We start from the raw sequence: 15,478 nt of genomic DNA, 5'->3' as shown, positions 1-15,478 counted from the left end.
TTGGAGGTCTATTGCAGTACTTTGATCAATGCTTCATTGCCTGACAAGGCATTGGCAGGCAGCGGGTGTGCTGCATTGTAAACGGCAAGATCCTTCTGATCCAGGACTTTAATGGAATTTTCGTCGATATTTCCCTGGGCATCGGAAATTGCTTTCAGGTCCAGACCAAGATTTTTGCTCATAAAAGCATACATAGCCTTGCGTTTGGAAGGACCGAAATCATGCTTTTCGTCAGGCAGATGCACATGTTCAACCCGATCCGGTTTTCCGTACAAGGTGTAGATATTCTTAATAAACGGATACTCCACCTGCGGGGTGTTCCTCGTCCAGTCGTCCCCGTCAGAAACCAGCAGCAATGGCCGGGGCACGGCAAGCGCCGCTATCTCGACGTTATTGGTCTGGTAACTTCCTTTTTTATGAATAGGCAGCCCGCTTTCACACACACAGCCTCCAAAAAAATGAGCTGAAACCATCACAACCGGTGCTGCTACCTTGATGCGGTCATCGAGCGCCGTGAGAATAAAAGATTGGGTACCCCCTCCCGATTCGCCTGTGACAGCGATCCGCTCCGGATCAATGCCGGGAAGCGACAACAGAAAGTCCAGGGACCGGATGCTGTTGATGGTTTGCAGTTTCAGTGCCAGCGGCATTTTATGATCACATTGCCGCGAGTCGCCCTGCCCTACCATATCCCAGACAAATACTACCGCACCCATTTTGGCAAGCGCAGCGCAACGTTTTTGTGTCTGTTCACGGAAACGTCCCTCCGGATTATCGCCATGGCCATGCGGACACAAAATGCCCGCGTAAGACGCTTGTTTCTTCAATGGCCGGTACAGGTTTCCCGTGACGTAAATGCCTGGCAAACTTTCAAATACCACACTTTCAATGGAATAACCATCCATTTCATGTTTGCTATGGATCGTTGGCTTGGAAGTGGGACGGGGCGGGAGCCGGGTAAGACCCATGCCTTCGCGGATCTGCTTTCGGATTTCGGCGGCGCGCGCTTCCCATTGAGGGCGTGAGGTTACCTTGTGTTTTTCAAGAAAATCTTTGCCTTCTGCCTCGGTAAAATAAGCACCCTGGCAGAGCTCCGCCTGCTGGGCGAGGGATTGCAAACAAACGGTAATGAAAAGAAACAATAGAGCCGGTAACTTCATGGAGTGCGCAGGATTGATGTTTTTCCAGTAAAAAGAGAAAAACCAAAGCTGCTTACTCAGTCAGACCAATACAGGTGTCAGGGTACGGCCACTTTCACATAGCCCTTTAAGATTTCGGCTTTCAGGTTTTTCACTGTTCCCTTGTACTCTCCGTCAATCTGAAAGTGAGCTTCCGTATCGAGACATTCAATGTCGGCTTGCTGCACGGAAATGACCTGCATGATTTCGGGGTTGAAATCCGTATTGCCCGTAAGGATTTTGGCCGTTTCGATAAAATCGAGCTTTTTGGCAATGACCAGCTCGAAAAATCCGTCGGACATATTCCCGGTGGGGTTAATGCTCACACCTGTGCCGTATTTCTGTGCATTGGCGATGATGACGATCAATGCTTCGGTTTCGATCACCTCGGTGCTGGTGGTAATGCGCACGCGGAAGTTCTGATGTTCGCTCAGGGTTTTCAGCATTTCCCGCGCATAGCCGAGCTTGCCGCGGGTGTCGCTGTTCTCGTAGTTTTTGACGAGCAATGCATTCAGACCAATATCGCTGAGGTGCAGGCTGATATCACCATTGATGCGCACTGCATCCACACCGATGACATTGGCGCCAAAAGCGGTTTCAAGTGCAAAATCAAGCGAGCCCGATACACCGAAATCCACGGCCAGCCCGTTGGCGGAACCTGCCGGGATGATCCCCAGAATGATATCGGTATTGCATATGGACTGGGCTACCATCGAAATGGTACCATCGCCCCCGGCAACCATCACACGCTCGGGATTGATATTTTTAACCATTTCGCGGATGGTTTCGGGATCATTGTCTCCGGTAGTCTGGTAAATACGCAGGTCGTATCCGCCGGCATCGGCTGCTGCAATAACTTTTTCAAAAATCACATCTTTATCGAGATCGCCCGAGATGGGATTAACAACCAGCAAAACCTTTCGTTCCGGAAACATATTGTATAATTTAGAGACTTAAAGTCCAGGGGATAAAGATAATTATGAAACGCTGTGACATAAAACTGTACCGCGGATATGCCAATAAAAAAGAGCTGGTTGTATTCGGGCACGTCGTGAAAAAATACCCATCCGGCGAGAAAAAATATACCCGTCGGGGCTTTCGGTATGCGCGTACGATCATTGAGCTTTTTTCCATTAAAACGATCCCCTATCTCAAAGTCACGCTCCGGGTCGGCAATATGATTGCGCAGGTAACTGCCGAGGAGGACGGGTACTTCCGTTTTCAGGTGCCGCTGCATGAGCAGCTGCCCAGTGGCTGGCATACCTACGAAGTTTTTATTGATGAAGAAGTAGATGGTAAGAAGTACAGGGCATCCGCAACGGAAGAATTTTTCCTCCCCTATAAAAGCTCTTATGGTATCATCTCCGACATTGATGATACATTCCTGATCTCTTACAGCCGCAGGTCGTTCAAAAAGTTATTTGTGCTTTTATCCAAAAATGTACAGGCCAGAAAGCCTTTTGACGACGTAGTAAAGCATTACCAGCTTTTATCGTTCGCCAGCCGCACCCACCCGCACAAAACCAGTAATGTGTTTTTTTATGTATCCAGCAGCGAATGGAACCTGTATGATATGATCGTTCGCTTTGCGGAGCTCAATGGTTTACCGAAAGCTGTTTTGAAACTGAAGAAAATCAAATCGGGACTGGATGATTTCGTCATGACGGGTGCCGGCTCGCACGATCACAAGCTTCGTAAGATCCATAACATTATTGAGTTTTACCCTGAGCTGCAGTTTATCCTACTGGGCGATGATTCCCAGAAAGACCCGGTCATTTACGAGGATATCTGCCGCAACTTTCCAGGCAGCATCCGGGCTGTGTACATCAGGCAGACTAACAAGCGCAGCAAGCCCGAAACCACGCAGCTCATGAAGAATATTCAGGCGCTCGGCATTGACGCGTGTTATTTTTCGCAAAGCAGCAAAGCAATTATCCATTCGCTGGATCACGGGATTGTTTTTCAGTCACCGTCGGATCTGGAAGGGATTCCGGTGGAAAAAATCCCGGAGGAAGTACTTCCCGTCGTGCAGGCGCTCAAAGAAACCAAGTAGCTAGGGCCTGATGACTTCAAAGCTTGTCAATGCGTCGTCAAATGTGGTGAATACAGCAGGATACCCGGCTGCTATGCTGCCTGTACGGTCATGCAGGTTCAATGCTTTTGCGGGACGGCTGGTGGCCATCTCCACAGCCTCCTGCACGGATATACCCAGTTTCTGCACTGCATTCCGTACCGCATCGCCCAGTGAAATAGTGGCTCCGGCCAGGTTACCGTCCGAATTAATGTATTTTCCCTCCACGATCCGCGCATCAAATTCGCCCCATTTAAATTCCTGCACCTGATGGTTCAGGAACAAGGCGTCAGAGATGAGGAACAACTTGTCTTTCTTGATCTTATAAGCAATACTGGCGGCACCATAGTCACAATGCACGCCATCCACAATAATGGGTGCATAAACATCTGAGTCGAAGGTAGCCCCTACCAGCCCGGGAGCCCGGTGGCCGAAAGCCGACATCGCATTATACAAATGGGTGACGAGGTTAATCCCTTTTGAAAACGCCTGCATTGCTTCACTGTAAGTAGCATTGGAATGTCCGGCCGAGATCGTGATTCCGGAATCCAGCAGCATATCAATCTGCGCTGGCTCAAACATTTCAGGCGCGATCGTCATCAGCCGGATCACATCTTTTCCATAACGGATGATCTCTTCGAGCTCTGCGGTCGTCGGCTTGCGGACATAGTCTGCCACATGTGCGCCGCGTTTTACGGGGTTGAGGTAAGGCCCTTCCAGGTGCATACCCAGCACACCCGAGCCGGGATGGCGGTCCATGTAGCTGCGGGTAGCATCTATACCTTTTAAAATATTGTCGTGGGGAGAAGTAATAAGTGTGGGAAGCACATAGGCAGTGCCGGTACTCAGACTTGCCTGATACACATCATCGATCGCCTCTTCGCTGGCTTCCCTGGTAAAGTAATATTTTTCACCTCCATTGATGTGACTGTCGAAAAACCCGGGGGCAAGATTTGCTACTTCGGTTATGCCGGAAGCCTCAGCAGCTGCCTGTATAGCAATAATTTTACCGTTTTCAAACTGTACCAGCTGATTGTGAAGGAGTTCTTTTCCGGTGTAAAGGTTGCGGGCGAAGAGTTGGCCTGACATGTTGGGCAAGTAAAATGTTGAAGCCATCAAGAAACGAAAAATTCATGATGGCTTCGATATTTCCTGCTAAATATACTGCTGTATTACCGACTTCAGCTGCTCCGCCTGTACCACGCCCGACTGTCGCCAGAGCGCCTTGCCGTGCTTGAAAACAATCAGTGTGGGAACACCCGAAATCTTGTAAGCATTGGCAGCAGCCTGATTTTTGTCGACATCCACCTTGATGATCGTAGCCGAATCACCCAGGTCGGACTTGACCTTTTCAAGAATAGGCTTCATCATCTTACAAGGTCCGCACCACTCTGCTGAGAAGTCGACCAATACAGGTTTATCGCTATTGATAAGTTCCGAGAAAGTTGCCATGATCTTCACGTTTATTTCAATGGTATAACCAAGTCCTGCCGCAAAAGGTTTGCAGCAGGACGTACCGGAATATCATGCCACGGTAGAGCGGGAGATCTTTGCATTCAGCAGCCTTGCAGCGCCTTTTTCGATCCAGAGGTAGGTGAAATGCGAGTAGATGATGGTAAGGATGATGGAAGTCAATAAAGAAATGCCGATCATGGGCTCGCTTACGGGTAACTTCATAAGCCGGAACAAAACCACGTTTACAAAGATCAGAACGATTGCGTGATTGAGGTAAATGGAGTAGGAAATGCGTCCCAGATACTGGAAGGGCCTGCTGGCAAGTACCTGTGTAATTCTACCGGAGGAGCTGGCAAAAACCATGATACCGCCTGCAAAAAGAAAGGGGAAAAACATCTTCCAGAGGTTGAGGCCCCAATGATGTACGACAAACATGCCCAGTACGAGGATGATGACAAACGGCCATTCAAAAGCAGTAAGATCGAAATGCCTTTTGGATAGAACCTTGTTGGTGAACACACCCAGTGAAAAGCAAAATACCCCGCGGACAAAACCGAAGTCATAGGCAAGCAGGTACTCGCCCCGGGACAGTATAAATGCACCTGCCAGCAATGTAATCAGACCAAAAATGATGTATTTGTTTCGGGCAGAAAACAAAACGACCAGCCCGAACACCAGGTAAGCGATCATTTCTGCGGAGATGGACCATGCGGGGTAGTTAATGCTCATCCAGCTGCCGAAAACGGGCGTGGACCCCATAAAGGTAAGTGTGTCGAGCGCCGTGGAAAGATAGTAGGAAATGCCCAGGTCCCCCGCATTTTTGAGCGGACTACCCTCCCCGAGCAGATTGGCAAGGATAAAGACAACCTCTGTATAAAACAGTAAGGGATAAAGGCGGATAAACCTTTTCTTCAAAAATGTAAAAAAGTCCCTGGCAGTATGTATCCGGCCCACGTAGTTGCGGGCAATAACAAACCCGCTGAGCACGAAGAAGAAATCGACAAACAGGCTGGCATTGATGACGAAGAAGTTGTTATAAAACAGCGAGTCCTTGAATGCATTGTGATGATGGGCTATTACGAGCACAGCAAAAATTCCTCTCAGCCCGTCCAGTTGTTCTACTCGCTCTTTCATTGTGTGTAAAGCGCATCCGCGCGGTCCTGTTTGCAGGATTAATCAGGTGGTTACAGGACTTAGTGGTGGTTTGACGGCGGGACTTACCAACCGGTAGCTGTCGAGGTACTTAATGCCCAGGAACCGGATCATGACCGTATAAGGAAACCAGAATGCAATATCGTAGGGCCGGCCGCCGGTGATCAGCAGTACCATCATGGACAGGAAAAAATAGGCAAGGAATGTAGCGAGCGGATTGGTATAGCGCCGTACTTCCCGGATGGCATACAGAAACAGGAAGAAGTTGAAACCTGCAAAGAATATGAATCCAAAAATCCCGTGATTGACCCAGGATTCTAGAATAGGCACATCGAGGTAATCCACTTTATAGCCTCTTCCCAGAAAAACATCCCATGAAAACAGCGTTTCCATAAACTCCCCGAACCCGCTTACCCGTCCCATGGCTGAGTAATCGACATCAGCCGTGTCCGAAAGGCGCACGCCGGTGGATGTGAAGATCACATCCATGATCCGGTTTTCGAAAATGTCCCAGTAGCCAAGCAGCAGGTTAAGGATATCGCCGTACCGATTGAGAAAATAGTTAATCCCGATGATCAGTAAAATGATAAAGATGGCATTCCTCATCTTAAACGCACTCGCGACCCCGGTAAGGATGTTTGAAAATTTGAAACGAAAAATGAAGTAGGCAGTGAGCATGATACCTATGCCCAGGTAGCTCGACTTGGCCAGGGAAAGGACCACTACCCCAAGGCTGAACATGACCGAAAAAAGGAGAAACAACCGGCTGAAAATATCGCGGGTCCCATTGAGCATTACCAATGCCGATACCATGCAGATCACACCATTGCGGGCCGTGATGTGCGGGTTACCGCCGGGCTGTGCGCCATCATTGGCAAAACTTACCGCTGCCCGCATACCAGGGGTCCAGTTGGGATCCGTTACGAGGGAGTATACCAGGGTAACGTTGCAAAACAATGAAAACAAGAAAAGAATGAGGATCAGGGTGTCTTTCACCTCGTTGGGCACATGCATCAGCAGCACCAGAAAGGCAAAGAAAAACGCAAAGTTGCCGATATCCGCGACGGATTTCCCTACATTATTCATAAACATGAAATAGTAGAGCGTCAGCAGCATGAAACCCAGGCCCAGGTTCAGCAGGATGATATTGGGCTTATACAGCTTGCTGAAAAGCTGCGTGGGCGTCATGAGTACCAGTGCAAGACTGAAAAACACGGCTGTAAACACACTGCTGGCCGGCCCGATACCCAATGTATCCCGGAAGAAGAATATCAGCGGAAATCCGTTGAACATCATTGCAATGCCCACGGAACATCTCAGATTGGTAAAGTTGTCCTTGAAATTTAACAGGCTCCAATTCATCGGGACAGCCGGAAGAGGATGTATTTAAAGTCAAACCGCACAGCGAAATAGGCTATTTTTCGGATCCGGCACCAAAGATACCGCATTTTCCTGATAGCCCCGGAACCGTTTTCCGAAATGTACTCCTGCTGCACCCGCGCATGCTCTTCTTTACCAATGTCGGCGATATTGGATGATTTGGCATCGGGGTGAACCCGGAGCGCGCCGCCGAGCCCTTCCACTTTGCGGATGGTCGTATCCTTCCCGGCCGTGTAGCGGGTGATGAATTCGTAGTCAAATGCAAAGCGGAAGCTTTCATCGAAAAGTCCGTACTTTTTAACCAGCTCGCGCTTGAAAAACAAGGATTGGTTATGCACCTGCATGCCTTCGAGCAGCTGGCAATGTATATTGTAAGATGTGGTTTTGAGAAGTTCGGTAACCTCGTCATGCTGGGAAACCATGTACAGGTCGCCATAAAGCATATCGTCTCCATGCTGGGTTGCCGCCTGGCCAAAACGCCGGAAGGTACCCGGGAAATAAACATCGTCTGAATTCTGAAACCCGATGTAATCGCCGGTTGCTCTCCCCAGTGCCTTGTTGATCGCATGTACCTGGCCACGGTCTTTTTCCGAAATCCACCACGAAAGGTAAGGCTCGTACTTCCGGATCACCTCCACGCTGTTGTCCGTAGAGCCCCCGTCCACGATCATGTATTCAAGATTGGGATATTGCTGGTTGAGAACGCTCAGAATGGTTCGTTCCAGGTAAGGCCCCTGGTTATACGAAGGGGTGATGATCGTTAGTTTCGGGTACGAGGTATTGCTGAGACTGCCTTTGGTTTTTAGTCCGGAAACAAACTCTCTCAGTTCGCGTGTGCGTTGTTGCAGGTAATCCATAGAAGGTGCTGGGCATGCGGGCCCTTATAATTCATCGATAAAGTCAGTCACTACTTTCAGCTGGCGTACCAGCTTCCTGCGAGTAAGACGGTTGCCGGCAATATGTACCGCTTTCCCGAAACCGGGCTTTTTGTCTCCCGGGAACAGGTGGCCGAGTGCCCCGACTTCTTTCCGGTAAGCTGCAAATAACGATTTGAAATCCGTATTCCGAAATAAAAGCGGCTTGTAATCAGACCAAAGCGGGTCAAAGAAGTCCAGTCCCGCAAAATCAACGGAGATCAGGCGCTCGCCGTCCACGGTCCATTGTTCTCCGTTTTGAGACAAATTTTTATTCAAAACCGCATGCAGCCCATAATGCCAGCCAGGATGCTCAACCTGTGCGGCATCATGGATCCAAACAGGTACATAGTTGAGCCAGAGCTGATCCGTGGCCATTGCATTGCACAGATCATAACTTGCACGATCGGCAGTACGCTCGGCCCACCATTGCAGGGCTGCCAGCGTATTTTCCTGTGGACGCAACGACCAGCTTCCTGCATGAAACATGCCTGTGTTAAGAATACGCTTGTCGTCCAGCAACTGTCCCTCAGGCAGCGGCTTGCTGATATTGGGGGTCAAAACAAATGCGGCATCCGGATTGATAATACCATGCAGCGGCCCGAAAATCCTGACCGTAGGAGCCAGGAATGTCAGCGAGGTGCATTGTGGATTGTTGTTCAGGATATGAAGTGCAAACCATGGGCGGCAGGCAGGCACCAGTTCAAACGGATAGTAATTCTGTTCCATTTGCGGCCAGGCTGCCATCTGCACGTCGGTTACAGCAAGAATATTGATACCAGGCGAAATGCCGGTAAGAACCAGGCTGTCAACCCATCCCAGCCAAAAAACGCGCTCGGGATGGTACTTTCTGACTGATTCGGCAAGTACCAGTGCATGGGCGAGGCTATGCCTGTTACAAACCGTAAAAATAATGTCCATACTTTACTGGTCAGCTTCCGTCATGGATTTGAAAAACGGAATTTGGTTAAAATTGGCGCGGGTAATGCCGGTCAATGCAAAAGGCAGGCGATCCGGTTTCAGCTCCGCCAGATCCGCCACGTTCCTGGCAAAGTGATCTGTGACAATCCGCGACGGTTTACGCAGCCTCGGCCAGAGACGGTTGGCCTCACACTTCCAGAATACCGCATCCGCCTGATGCAGGCTTGTATCATGGCGGTATTGGTAAGCCGTTTTTTTAAGACCGGCAAGGGTACTCAGCATGCGCTCAATGCGGCAAAGGTATAGTCCGTTGTTTTCAAATCCACTTGCAAATGCTTCCTTCTGCGCCGGACTGTACCCTGTCAGCTGCTGAAAAAAGTTGCCGGGTACATGACCCGCTGCACCTGCTTTCATGAAATCATATCCCTGCTTACACCAGTAATAGAGCTCGTCTTTGATAATCCAGCTGTTCAGCTCATGCACCATCAGAAAGTCGCACCAGTTAAAGCGCAGGTAAAAATCCTCCATGAGCAGAAGTCTGGCAAATGCATCACGGGAGCGGAAAAATTCAGCAGGAAAGTGCACAATGTCAATATCCTCGTGATGCTCGCGTACGATCGACAGGTCAGCGCCCTCGTAGGTAACAAAAATCAATGGATAACCTGAAAGCATCTGCAGGCTGTGATGCAGCAGGCGTTCCTCTACCGGGTTGATATCGGGGTTCAAAACAGGAACTATGACTGTCACCAGCTCTTTCATCAGATCGTATCCAGTTGTTCTTTCAGGTAGTTAAAGGGCATTTTCGCCCACTTTCTTATGCGAAGGTAACGTCTTACCTGAGGTGGTTTGATATATGCACATGGAAAACGACGGTAGTAGCTGTTTCCGTTCCGCAGCAAGCTGGTACGGTACAAGTCAAACAGTCCTGTCAGATCAGGCCGCTTACCCAGCTCGAAGCGGTCCTGGTATTTGGAAAGTACCTCCGGCTTTTCGGGATCATACCCGCTGTAGTGAAAGAAAATCAGTGGAAATACCTCATTTACAAAGTACCCCGTATCTTTTTTTGCAAATACACGCTCATGCAGGTTCCAGTATGCCGCATTGTAGCCGGGCTCCCGCTCAATCCAGGTTTCACGGACAAAAACGGGCAGGAAGTTCATCCAGTTCTGATCTACAAACAATCCGTTACAAAGATCGATCAGGCATTCGTACCGCAGCTTTTCTTCCCACCAGCGGATGAAAGTGCTGATCTCCGGATCGCGCCGGAATGCTACAAAACCAAGGTTGTAAATGCCGGTATTCAGGTGGTGCAGCTCGTTCGGAACCAGGCGGTCGCCAATAGGAGTAGTAATATGAGGTGTCAGTACTGCCTTGTAGCGTGACAAAGAACTTAGTAATCCGGTCAAAGGCTGAAAGACAATAATGTCCGGATCAAAGTAAATGACGTTGGTAGCCTTTGTATAGTTTTTAAAAAAATAGGTAAAGTAAAAAGGCTTTACAGCGGTATTGAGTTCGGTTATATTGTAGCGGGTGGCCATCTCCTGGAATCCCTCGATCCCGATATTGTCGATTTCAACCATGGGATAGTCCGGCAGGAACCCTTCTTCAAACGAAACGCCTTTCAGGGCATCGACAAGGCCGATAAAAAACAGGATTTCGGGATTGGTAGCTTTGAGAGAATCGCCGAGTGTTCTTGCCTGCGCGAGGTAGTTGATCGAACAAATCGTAAAGGCAATGGTCATTGATTGTGCTGTTCCGATATCTGCAAAGGTAGGTACTTTTGGACAATGGCTTCAATCCGGGCCACGCTTTTGTCCGCATTGTGACGTTCCAGCACCTTTTTCCTTGCATTGTTTCCCATCGTTTCACGCATCGACTGATCAAGTACGAGGCGGATAATCGCATCCGTAGCAGCCGGGATATCCATGAAAGGCACTACAAATCCTGCGTCCGATTCCACCAGTTCGGGAGCACCTCCCGCATTGTCAAAACATACAACGGGTATTTCCTGCCAAGCAGCTTCGAGTACCACAAGCGGGTAAGGATCTTCGCGGGAGCTGAGCAGCAGCACGTCGAACCGGTTGATATAATCGAGGGCCTGGGAAGTTGGGGGAACGAGAATAATGCGTTCTGTAAGCCCCATTTGCCTGATATCACTCTCGATCAGGTCGTAAATCTCATGCTGGGGACCGGCACCCACCCATACGAAGTACACGGGCAGCGGGCTGGTTTTCTGGATAACGCTCTTGGCGATCCAGTTGAAAAGATCATTGCCTTTTCGCCACTCGGCATTCCCGCACCCGCCGATCACAATGGCATCTTCCGGGACTCTGTATGTTTTTTCAAGAATATCGTGCTGGATGTACTGCAGTTTATGGTCTATATGATGATGGTCAAACAGCGTGAACGTGCTGACACGCTTTTCGGAATAGCCAAACCGGGCTATGTAGTACCTGGCGACTGCCTGGGATACGGCAATCAGGTGATCCGCCTGCTTCAGTAAAAACTGAAGATGCTTTTCGTGCGTGTAAATCTTGACGGACATCCCCAGCTCATGCGCAAATACGACGAGCGGCAGGTGGTGCAGAAATTTGAGTGACTCGTAGTAAACACCTGCATTGGCGATAGAGTTGATAAAAACCAGCCCTATATGCTGCACATCCAGCTCAGCAGCAATCCTGCCGCTTACGCGCTGTGCAGACCGTTCTTCGTAAAGCTTGTGCAGGTTAACCTTGCGGAGCAGACGGCCGGTGATCGGTGACGGGGTTACCCTTACCGAATGGTAAAGCTTGGTTACCCCGCAAACCTGCTCAAACTCGTGTTCAAGTTCGCCTCCGTTGCATAGTAGCAGGTGCATGGGAACACCCCGTGCTTTCAGCAGCCGCAGCAACTGGAGCAGCAGCAGCTGGCTGCCTGCCCGGTTTGCATCATGACTGACGAATAGTATTTTCTTTTGCTCCATTAACCCACTCGGTTGTGCTCGGTACACTCAGGCTCAGTAAGCCTCAAAACTCTTTTTTCCGGGTACTTTCTTGGCCGGATTGCCAATGTAAATGCTCCATTCTTCGGTTTCCCTGGTTATTGCCGAGGCCATCCCCACCAATGTGCCCTGCGCAATTGTCGTATAATCACGAATGGTACTGTTGACACCGAAGAAAGCATGCGACTCCACTACACAATGCCCGGAAAGGACGACGTGGGAAGTAAAGAAAACGTGGTCTTTGATCTGGCCGTGATGGCCGATATGATTGCCGCTCCACATGACCACATTGTTTCCGATGGTCGTAAAGGGCTGAATGGTATTATCTTCCAGGATAAAGCAATTTTCACCAATTTCATTACCGAACAATGTTGCCCGGGAGCTGACATATGAAATGAATCGGTAACCTTTTGCTTTGGCTTCATTGTAAATCTTTTCGCGGTTCCGGTTCATATTGCGGCCGGTCATGGGAGCGAAAAAGACGTGATCAGCGGGAGAAAAGAGTGTTTCAACATCTTCAAAAGCCACTACGGGGAGGTCTTTGAAAGATGGATTGTCAAGGTACTCGCGGTGTATTGTAAACGCAACTACATCGTGTTCCGAATCATTTGTCAGGTAATAGTGTGCTAATTCTGCGGTATCAAGTACTCCAAAAATGATAACTTTTGCCATACTAAAACAATTGGTAAGCTTTAAGGTGTTCCCCGATTTGTTCCGGCGCATTGAACATCAGTACGTCAATCACCGAAAGCCAGGGTACAAAGGCATTTTTTAATTGCGGGTAAGGACTTTCTGTGCTTTTCAGGAAGCTGAGTTGGATGCTTTCCTCTGCAAACCGTTCCTTGTCATACAGCTCTGTACCACCCGCAGGATTAATGTAATGTGTGGCCTGTTCTTGCCGGCAGATGTCCAGGATACGCTCCTGCCCTTTCAGGTGACTGTTCCCGTATATCGTTGTAGAGGGTGTAATTTCCGTACCAATCTGCATATAAGCACAGGTTTTTTTCAATCCCTGAACCGCCATTTCTGAAATGGTAAGCACATCTAAATTTACTATTTCTTCAATCATATCAAAAACGTTTTGAAAATAAGGCGCTTTCTGATAGGACTGTACGAGGGTTTTCAGGAGTTTCTTCTTCCATCCCGGATCTGTGGCCAGTTCCACCTCCCGGATCAATTTATTCTGGCTGGCATCCTTCAATGGAATGGTAAAAAGGTGGGGCTTGCCGCCCACCAGTATGTTGTTGCGATTGATCCATCCTTTGTTGATAAAGTTCACATCGTCATAAACGATAAACTTGTCGGCAGCCTGGATAAGCTGGTAGTACCCTATGTATGGAAACAAATAGGGCTGCATGATGGCGATGGTCATGATCTGCCTATTTAAGCTTTCTGAGATAGTAATCTTCTCCCCTGACAATCAGGTTTGTCATGGTTGTATCGGAGCCAAGGCGGATATCGCCGGGCAAAGGTTTGATGCGGCTGGTATCATTCACTACGCTTTTGGCGTAAAAAAGATATTCCGCTTCTTTCGGGATAGGTTTGAGGCCCTGCTCAAATGGATTAATGGAAATGAGCTTTCTGGATAATTTTGCCCCATATAAAGGATATTCAAAATCATCATTGATCGTCGCCAGCGCTACCGTGGCATCCGGCGGCACAAGCGAATCGAATCGCTGGTAGGCTCTGGTAATATCAGGACGCGCGAAAGTCTGGGAGGCTATACGATCCATGCCCAGTGCAGATTGATGACCATAGGCAGGCAGCGGCAGGCAGCGCACATTCAGGAAAATCGACATCAATGCAGAAATGCACGCCAGAAATACAACCACCAGCACGTATCCTTTCCAGACATTTCTTCTTGGTTTTATAATCGATAAACGATGGTGTGAAAAAAGAAGCAGGAAAAACAACACTCCGAAAAGCCCGGTCTCTATAAAGTAACGTCCTTTAAAAGGATCGTACACGGCGGAAAATGAGATTGCAATGAAGTGCAGGCAGAAGGCAATCGCCAGAAACAAATGGACCCGCGAACGAAAAACACGGATGAGTACCAGCAGTATCAGCGGCAATGCCAGCGCAAACCCGAACACGCCCCAGTACGGATTAGCATTATAAAAGTCAAACCGGCGCTGAAAAACAAAAGGAACAATCGAATAACGTGTTTCTTCATCCAGGCGCAGGTTCAGCTTGTCTTCAAGCACTACAATCGGCTTTCGGATCACTGAATTGAGGTTGTACCCCCACTGCGCATTGCGGATTCCGTCCAGGTTGCAGAAGTCGTAGATATAACGTGCGATATTTCGGGTACCTTCCTTGATCTGCGTCTTGGGACCTCCAAACCGCTCAACAGACTGGTGCTGCAACGCAGTAGGCGGCCCGATGGGGTGACCAAAGACCTGCATATTACGAATATAGCCGGTAGGAAGTGTGTATATCAGCACAGCCAGCAATATAGCCAGGCCGAGCCGTAGCGTACGATTGAAGAAGACTTTTACATTCGGAGCAAGAAAAATGCCGTACAGCATAATCACAAAAACCGAAGGAAGCAGCAATGCAAACGTGACCTTGTGCCCGAACACAATCCCGAACGTCATTCCGGCAAGGTACAGGTAGCGATTGTCGCGCGTATTGTAGTAGGTAAAAATGAAATAGAGCAGGCAGCTCAGGTAGGCAGTGAGTACAATGTCGGTTTCAGTAGTGACTGCCTGCATCAGGAAGTCCAGGAACATCGCATAGGCCAGCGCACAGAAGAAGCTCGCTGAAAGATTTCGGCCGATACGCTGTGCAATCCCGAAGACAGCAACCAGGGTAATGAAGTACGAAAGGTGATGAATGAACTTGAATGCATTCTCGATCCTGCCGCTAATCAGATAAGTGTAAATCTGGATCGTAGTGGGACTTTTCGGATAAGTATCCATGTTCCAGTTGGTCCCGCCGAAATGCGCCATAGTACCGCGCTGAATGTAGCGGACCGCCCGGTTAAGATGTCCCGTCATGCTGTCCCATTCATTCGGAACGGTAAAAACAACCAGGATAAAGTTGGTTATTGCAATAATCACCAGCGTTCCAAACATCAGCCCGAAAACCGTTTTCAGATAGGGCGACAGCTCGCGTACCCAGGCCCGGAAAGTAGCGCCCCGGTTGGCAGCAATGCTTCTTACGGATACATGCCTGGCCGGCACCAGCAGGCTCCACAATGCATAATGCAGCCCGAGCACAATGAAGTTACCGGTGATCCAGCCAAATTCCTGACCGGTAAGATGGAGTGCGGAAAGGATAAAACCCGTAGGGATAACGGATCCTGTAAAGAGAACAAAACTGACAATGATCCATTCTGTCAGTGACGGCTGAGCAATCCTTTTGGCTACAAAGCCAATACAATACAGAAATACCGCAAAGGAAAGCCAGTAAAGTAGTACCATGC

15 protein-coding genes are annotated in these 15,478 nt (G+C 49.0%); 1 reads left to right on the top strand and 14 read right to left on the bottom strand.

Annotated elements, in window-relative coordinates; translation table 11 throughout:
* Nucleotides 1-8: 8 nt before the first annotated feature.
* Nucleotides 9-1,160 carry an alpha/beta hydrolase family protein gene (locus HWI92_RS23940; protein WP_204659937.1) on the bottom strand — a complete coding sequence of 384 codons (1,152 nt, stop codon included), beginning with the start codon at nucleotides 1,158-1,160 and terminating at the stop codon, nucleotides 9-11.
* Between the two features lie 77 nt (nucleotides 1,161-1,237).
* The gene (locus tag HWI92_RS23935) at nucleotides 1,238-2,113 is read right to left on the bottom strand and encodes a diacylglycerol/lipid kinase family protein (RefSeq protein ID WP_204659936.1); all 876 of its coding nucleotides are present in this window, start codon (nucleotides 2,111-2,113) and stop codon (nucleotides 1,238-1,240) included.
* Between the two features lie 44 nt (nucleotides 2,114-2,157).
* Between HWI92_RS23935 and HWI92_RS23930 the strand changes: the two genes are divergently transcribed.
* Complete coding sequence (locus HWI92_RS23930; protein WP_204659935.1) at nucleotides 2,158-3,231, top strand: App1 family protein phosphatidate phosphatase; 1,074 nt, start codon at nucleotides 2,158-2,160, stop codon at nucleotides 3,229-3,231.
* On the opposite strand, the gene nagA is transcribed toward HWI92_RS23930, so the two are convergent.
* The 12 genes from nagA to HWI92_RS23870 form a co-directional block, all read right to left on the bottom strand.
* Nucleotides 3,232-4,338 carry an N-acetylglucosamine-6-phosphate deacetylase gene (nagA, locus tag HWI92_RS23925; RefSeq protein WP_204659934.1) on the bottom strand — a complete coding sequence of 369 codons (1,107 nt, stop codon included), beginning with the start codon at nucleotides 4,336-4,338 and terminating at the stop codon, nucleotides 3,232-3,234.
* Between the two features lie 66 nt (nucleotides 4,339-4,404).
* Entirely contained in the window at nucleotides 4,405-4,701 is a 297-nt protein-coding gene (trxA, locus tag HWI92_RS23920) for a thioredoxin (RefSeq protein WP_204659933.1), read from the bottom strand.
* Nucleotides 4,702-4,773: 72 nt separating this feature from the next.
* Entirely contained in the window at nucleotides 4,774-5,838 is a 1,065-nt protein-coding gene (locus HWI92_RS23915) for an acyltransferase family protein (protein ID WP_204659932.1), read from the bottom strand.
* A gap of 42 nt (nucleotides 5,839-5,880) precedes the next feature.
* Nucleotides 5,881-7,218 (bottom strand): hypothetical protein, encoded by a 1,338-nt coding sequence (locus HWI92_RS23910; RefSeq protein ID WP_204659931.1) that lies wholly within the window; start codon nucleotides 7,216-7,218, stop codon nucleotides 5,881-5,883.
* The gene (locus tag HWI92_RS23905; RefSeq protein WP_204659930.1) at nucleotides 7,215-8,093 is read right to left on the bottom strand and encodes a glycosyltransferase family 2 protein; all 879 of its coding nucleotides are present in this window, start codon (nucleotides 8,091-8,093) and stop codon (nucleotides 7,215-7,217) included. Before HWI92_RS23905 ends, HWI92_RS23910 begins: the two co-directional genes overlap by 4 nt.
* A 24-nt stretch (nucleotides 8,094-8,117) precedes the next feature.
* On the bottom strand, nucleotides 8,118-9,071 hold the full coding sequence (locus HWI92_RS23900; protein ID WP_204659929.1) for a hypothetical protein: 954 nt from the start codon (nucleotides 9,069-9,071) through the stop codon (nucleotides 8,118-8,120).
* 3 nt (nucleotides 9,072-9,074) lie between these two features.
* Complete coding sequence (locus HWI92_RS23895; protein WP_204659928.1) at nucleotides 9,075-9,830, bottom strand: DUF5672 family protein; 756 nt, start codon at nucleotides 9,828-9,830, stop codon at nucleotides 9,075-9,077.
* The gene (locus HWI92_RS23890) at nucleotides 9,830-10,813 is read right to left on the bottom strand and encodes a glycosyl transferase (protein WP_204659927.1); all 984 of its coding nucleotides are present in this window, start codon (nucleotides 10,811-10,813) and stop codon (nucleotides 9,830-9,832) included. Before HWI92_RS23890 ends, HWI92_RS23895 begins: the two co-directional genes overlap by 1 nt.
* Nucleotides 10,810-12,033, bottom strand: coding sequence for a glycosyltransferase family 4 protein (locus HWI92_RS23885; protein ID WP_204659926.1), 1,224 nt, complete (start codon nucleotides 12,031-12,033; stop codon nucleotides 10,810-10,812). The genes HWI92_RS23890 and HWI92_RS23885 overlap by 4 nt, the downstream gene beginning before the upstream one ends.
* A 33-nt stretch (nucleotides 12,034-12,066) precedes the next feature.
* Nucleotides 12,067-12,723 (bottom strand): acetyltransferase, encoded by a 657-nt coding sequence (locus tag HWI92_RS23880; RefSeq protein WP_204659925.1) that lies wholly within the window; start codon nucleotides 12,721-12,723, stop codon nucleotides 12,067-12,069.
* Nucleotide 12,724: 1 nt separating this feature from the next.
* On the bottom strand, nucleotides 12,725-13,423 hold the full coding sequence (locus HWI92_RS23875) for a WbqC family protein (RefSeq protein ID WP_204659924.1): 699 nt from the start codon (nucleotides 13,421-13,423) through the stop codon (nucleotides 12,725-12,727).
* 7 nt (nucleotides 13,424-13,430) lie between these two features.
* Nucleotides 13,431-15,476 (bottom strand): ArnT family glycosyltransferase, encoded by a 2,046-nt coding sequence (locus HWI92_RS23870; protein ID WP_204659923.1) that lies wholly within the window; start codon nucleotides 15,474-15,476, stop codon nucleotides 13,431-13,433.
* Nucleotides 15,477-15,478 lie beyond the last annotated feature (2 nt).

Source organism: Dyadobacter sandarakinus, assembly GCF_016894445.1.
Taxonomy (GTDB): Bacteria; Bacteroidota; Bacteroidia; order Cytophagales; family Spirosomataceae; genus Dyadobacter; species Dyadobacter sandarakinus.
Note: the sequence above shows the minus strand (reverse complement) of the source record. Positions and strands in the feature narration are given on the sequence as shown.

Coding starts and splice junctions, on each gene's coding strand:
- HWI92_RS23875 (WP_204659924.1), bottom strand. CDS start 13,423: ATGACCATCGCCATCATGCAGCCCTATTTGTTTCCATACATAGGGTAC.
- HWI92_RS23880 (WP_204659925.1), bottom strand. CDS start 12,723: ATGGCAAAAGTTATCATTTTTGGAGTACTTGATACCGCAGAATTAGCA.
- HWI92_RS23900 (WP_204659929.1), bottom strand. CDS start 9,071: ATGGACATTATTTTTACGGTTTGTAACAGGCATAGCCTCGCCCATGCA.
- nagA (WP_204659934.1), bottom strand. CDS start 4,338: ATGTCAGGCCAACTCTTCGCCCGCAACCTTTACACCGGAAAAGAACTC.
- trxA (WP_204659933.1), bottom strand. CDS start 4,701: ATGGCAACTTTCTCGGAACTTATCAATAGCGATAAACCTGTATTGGTC.
- HWI92_RS23870 (WP_204659923.1), bottom strand. CDS start 15,476: ATGGTACTACTTTACTGGCTTTCCTTTGCGGTATTTCTGTATTGTATT.
- HWI92_RS23905 (WP_204659930.1), bottom strand. CDS start 8,093: ATGGATTACCTGCAACAACGCACACGCGAACTGAGAGAGTTTGTTTCC.
- HWI92_RS23940 (WP_204659937.1), bottom strand. CDS start 1,160: ATGAAGTTACCGGCTCTATTGTTTCTTTTCATTACCGTTTGTTTGCAA.
- HWI92_RS23935 (WP_204659936.1), bottom strand. CDS start 2,113: ATGTTTCCGGAACGAAAGGTTTTGCTGGTTGTTAATCCCATCTCGGGC.
- HWI92_RS23885 (WP_204659926.1), bottom strand. CDS start 12,033: ATGGAGCAAAAGAAAATACTATTCGTCAGTCATGATGCAAACCGGGCA.
- HWI92_RS23915 (WP_204659932.1), bottom strand. CDS start 5,838: ATGAAAGAGCGAGTAGAACAACTGGACGGGCTGAGAGGAATTTTTGCT.
- HWI92_RS23890 (WP_204659927.1), bottom strand. CDS start 10,813: ATGACCATTGCCTTTACGATTTGTTCGATCAACTACCTCGCGCAGGCA.
- HWI92_RS23910 (WP_204659931.1), bottom strand. CDS start 7,218: ATGAATTGGAGCCTGTTAAATTTCAAGGACAACTTTACCAATCTGAGA.
- HWI92_RS23930 (WP_204659935.1), top strand. CDS start 2,158: ATGAAACGCTGTGACATAAAACTGTACCGCGGATATGCCAATAAAAAA.
- HWI92_RS23895 (WP_204659928.1), bottom strand. CDS start 9,830: ATGAAAGAGCTGGTGACAGTCATAGTTCCTGTTTTGAACCCCGATATC.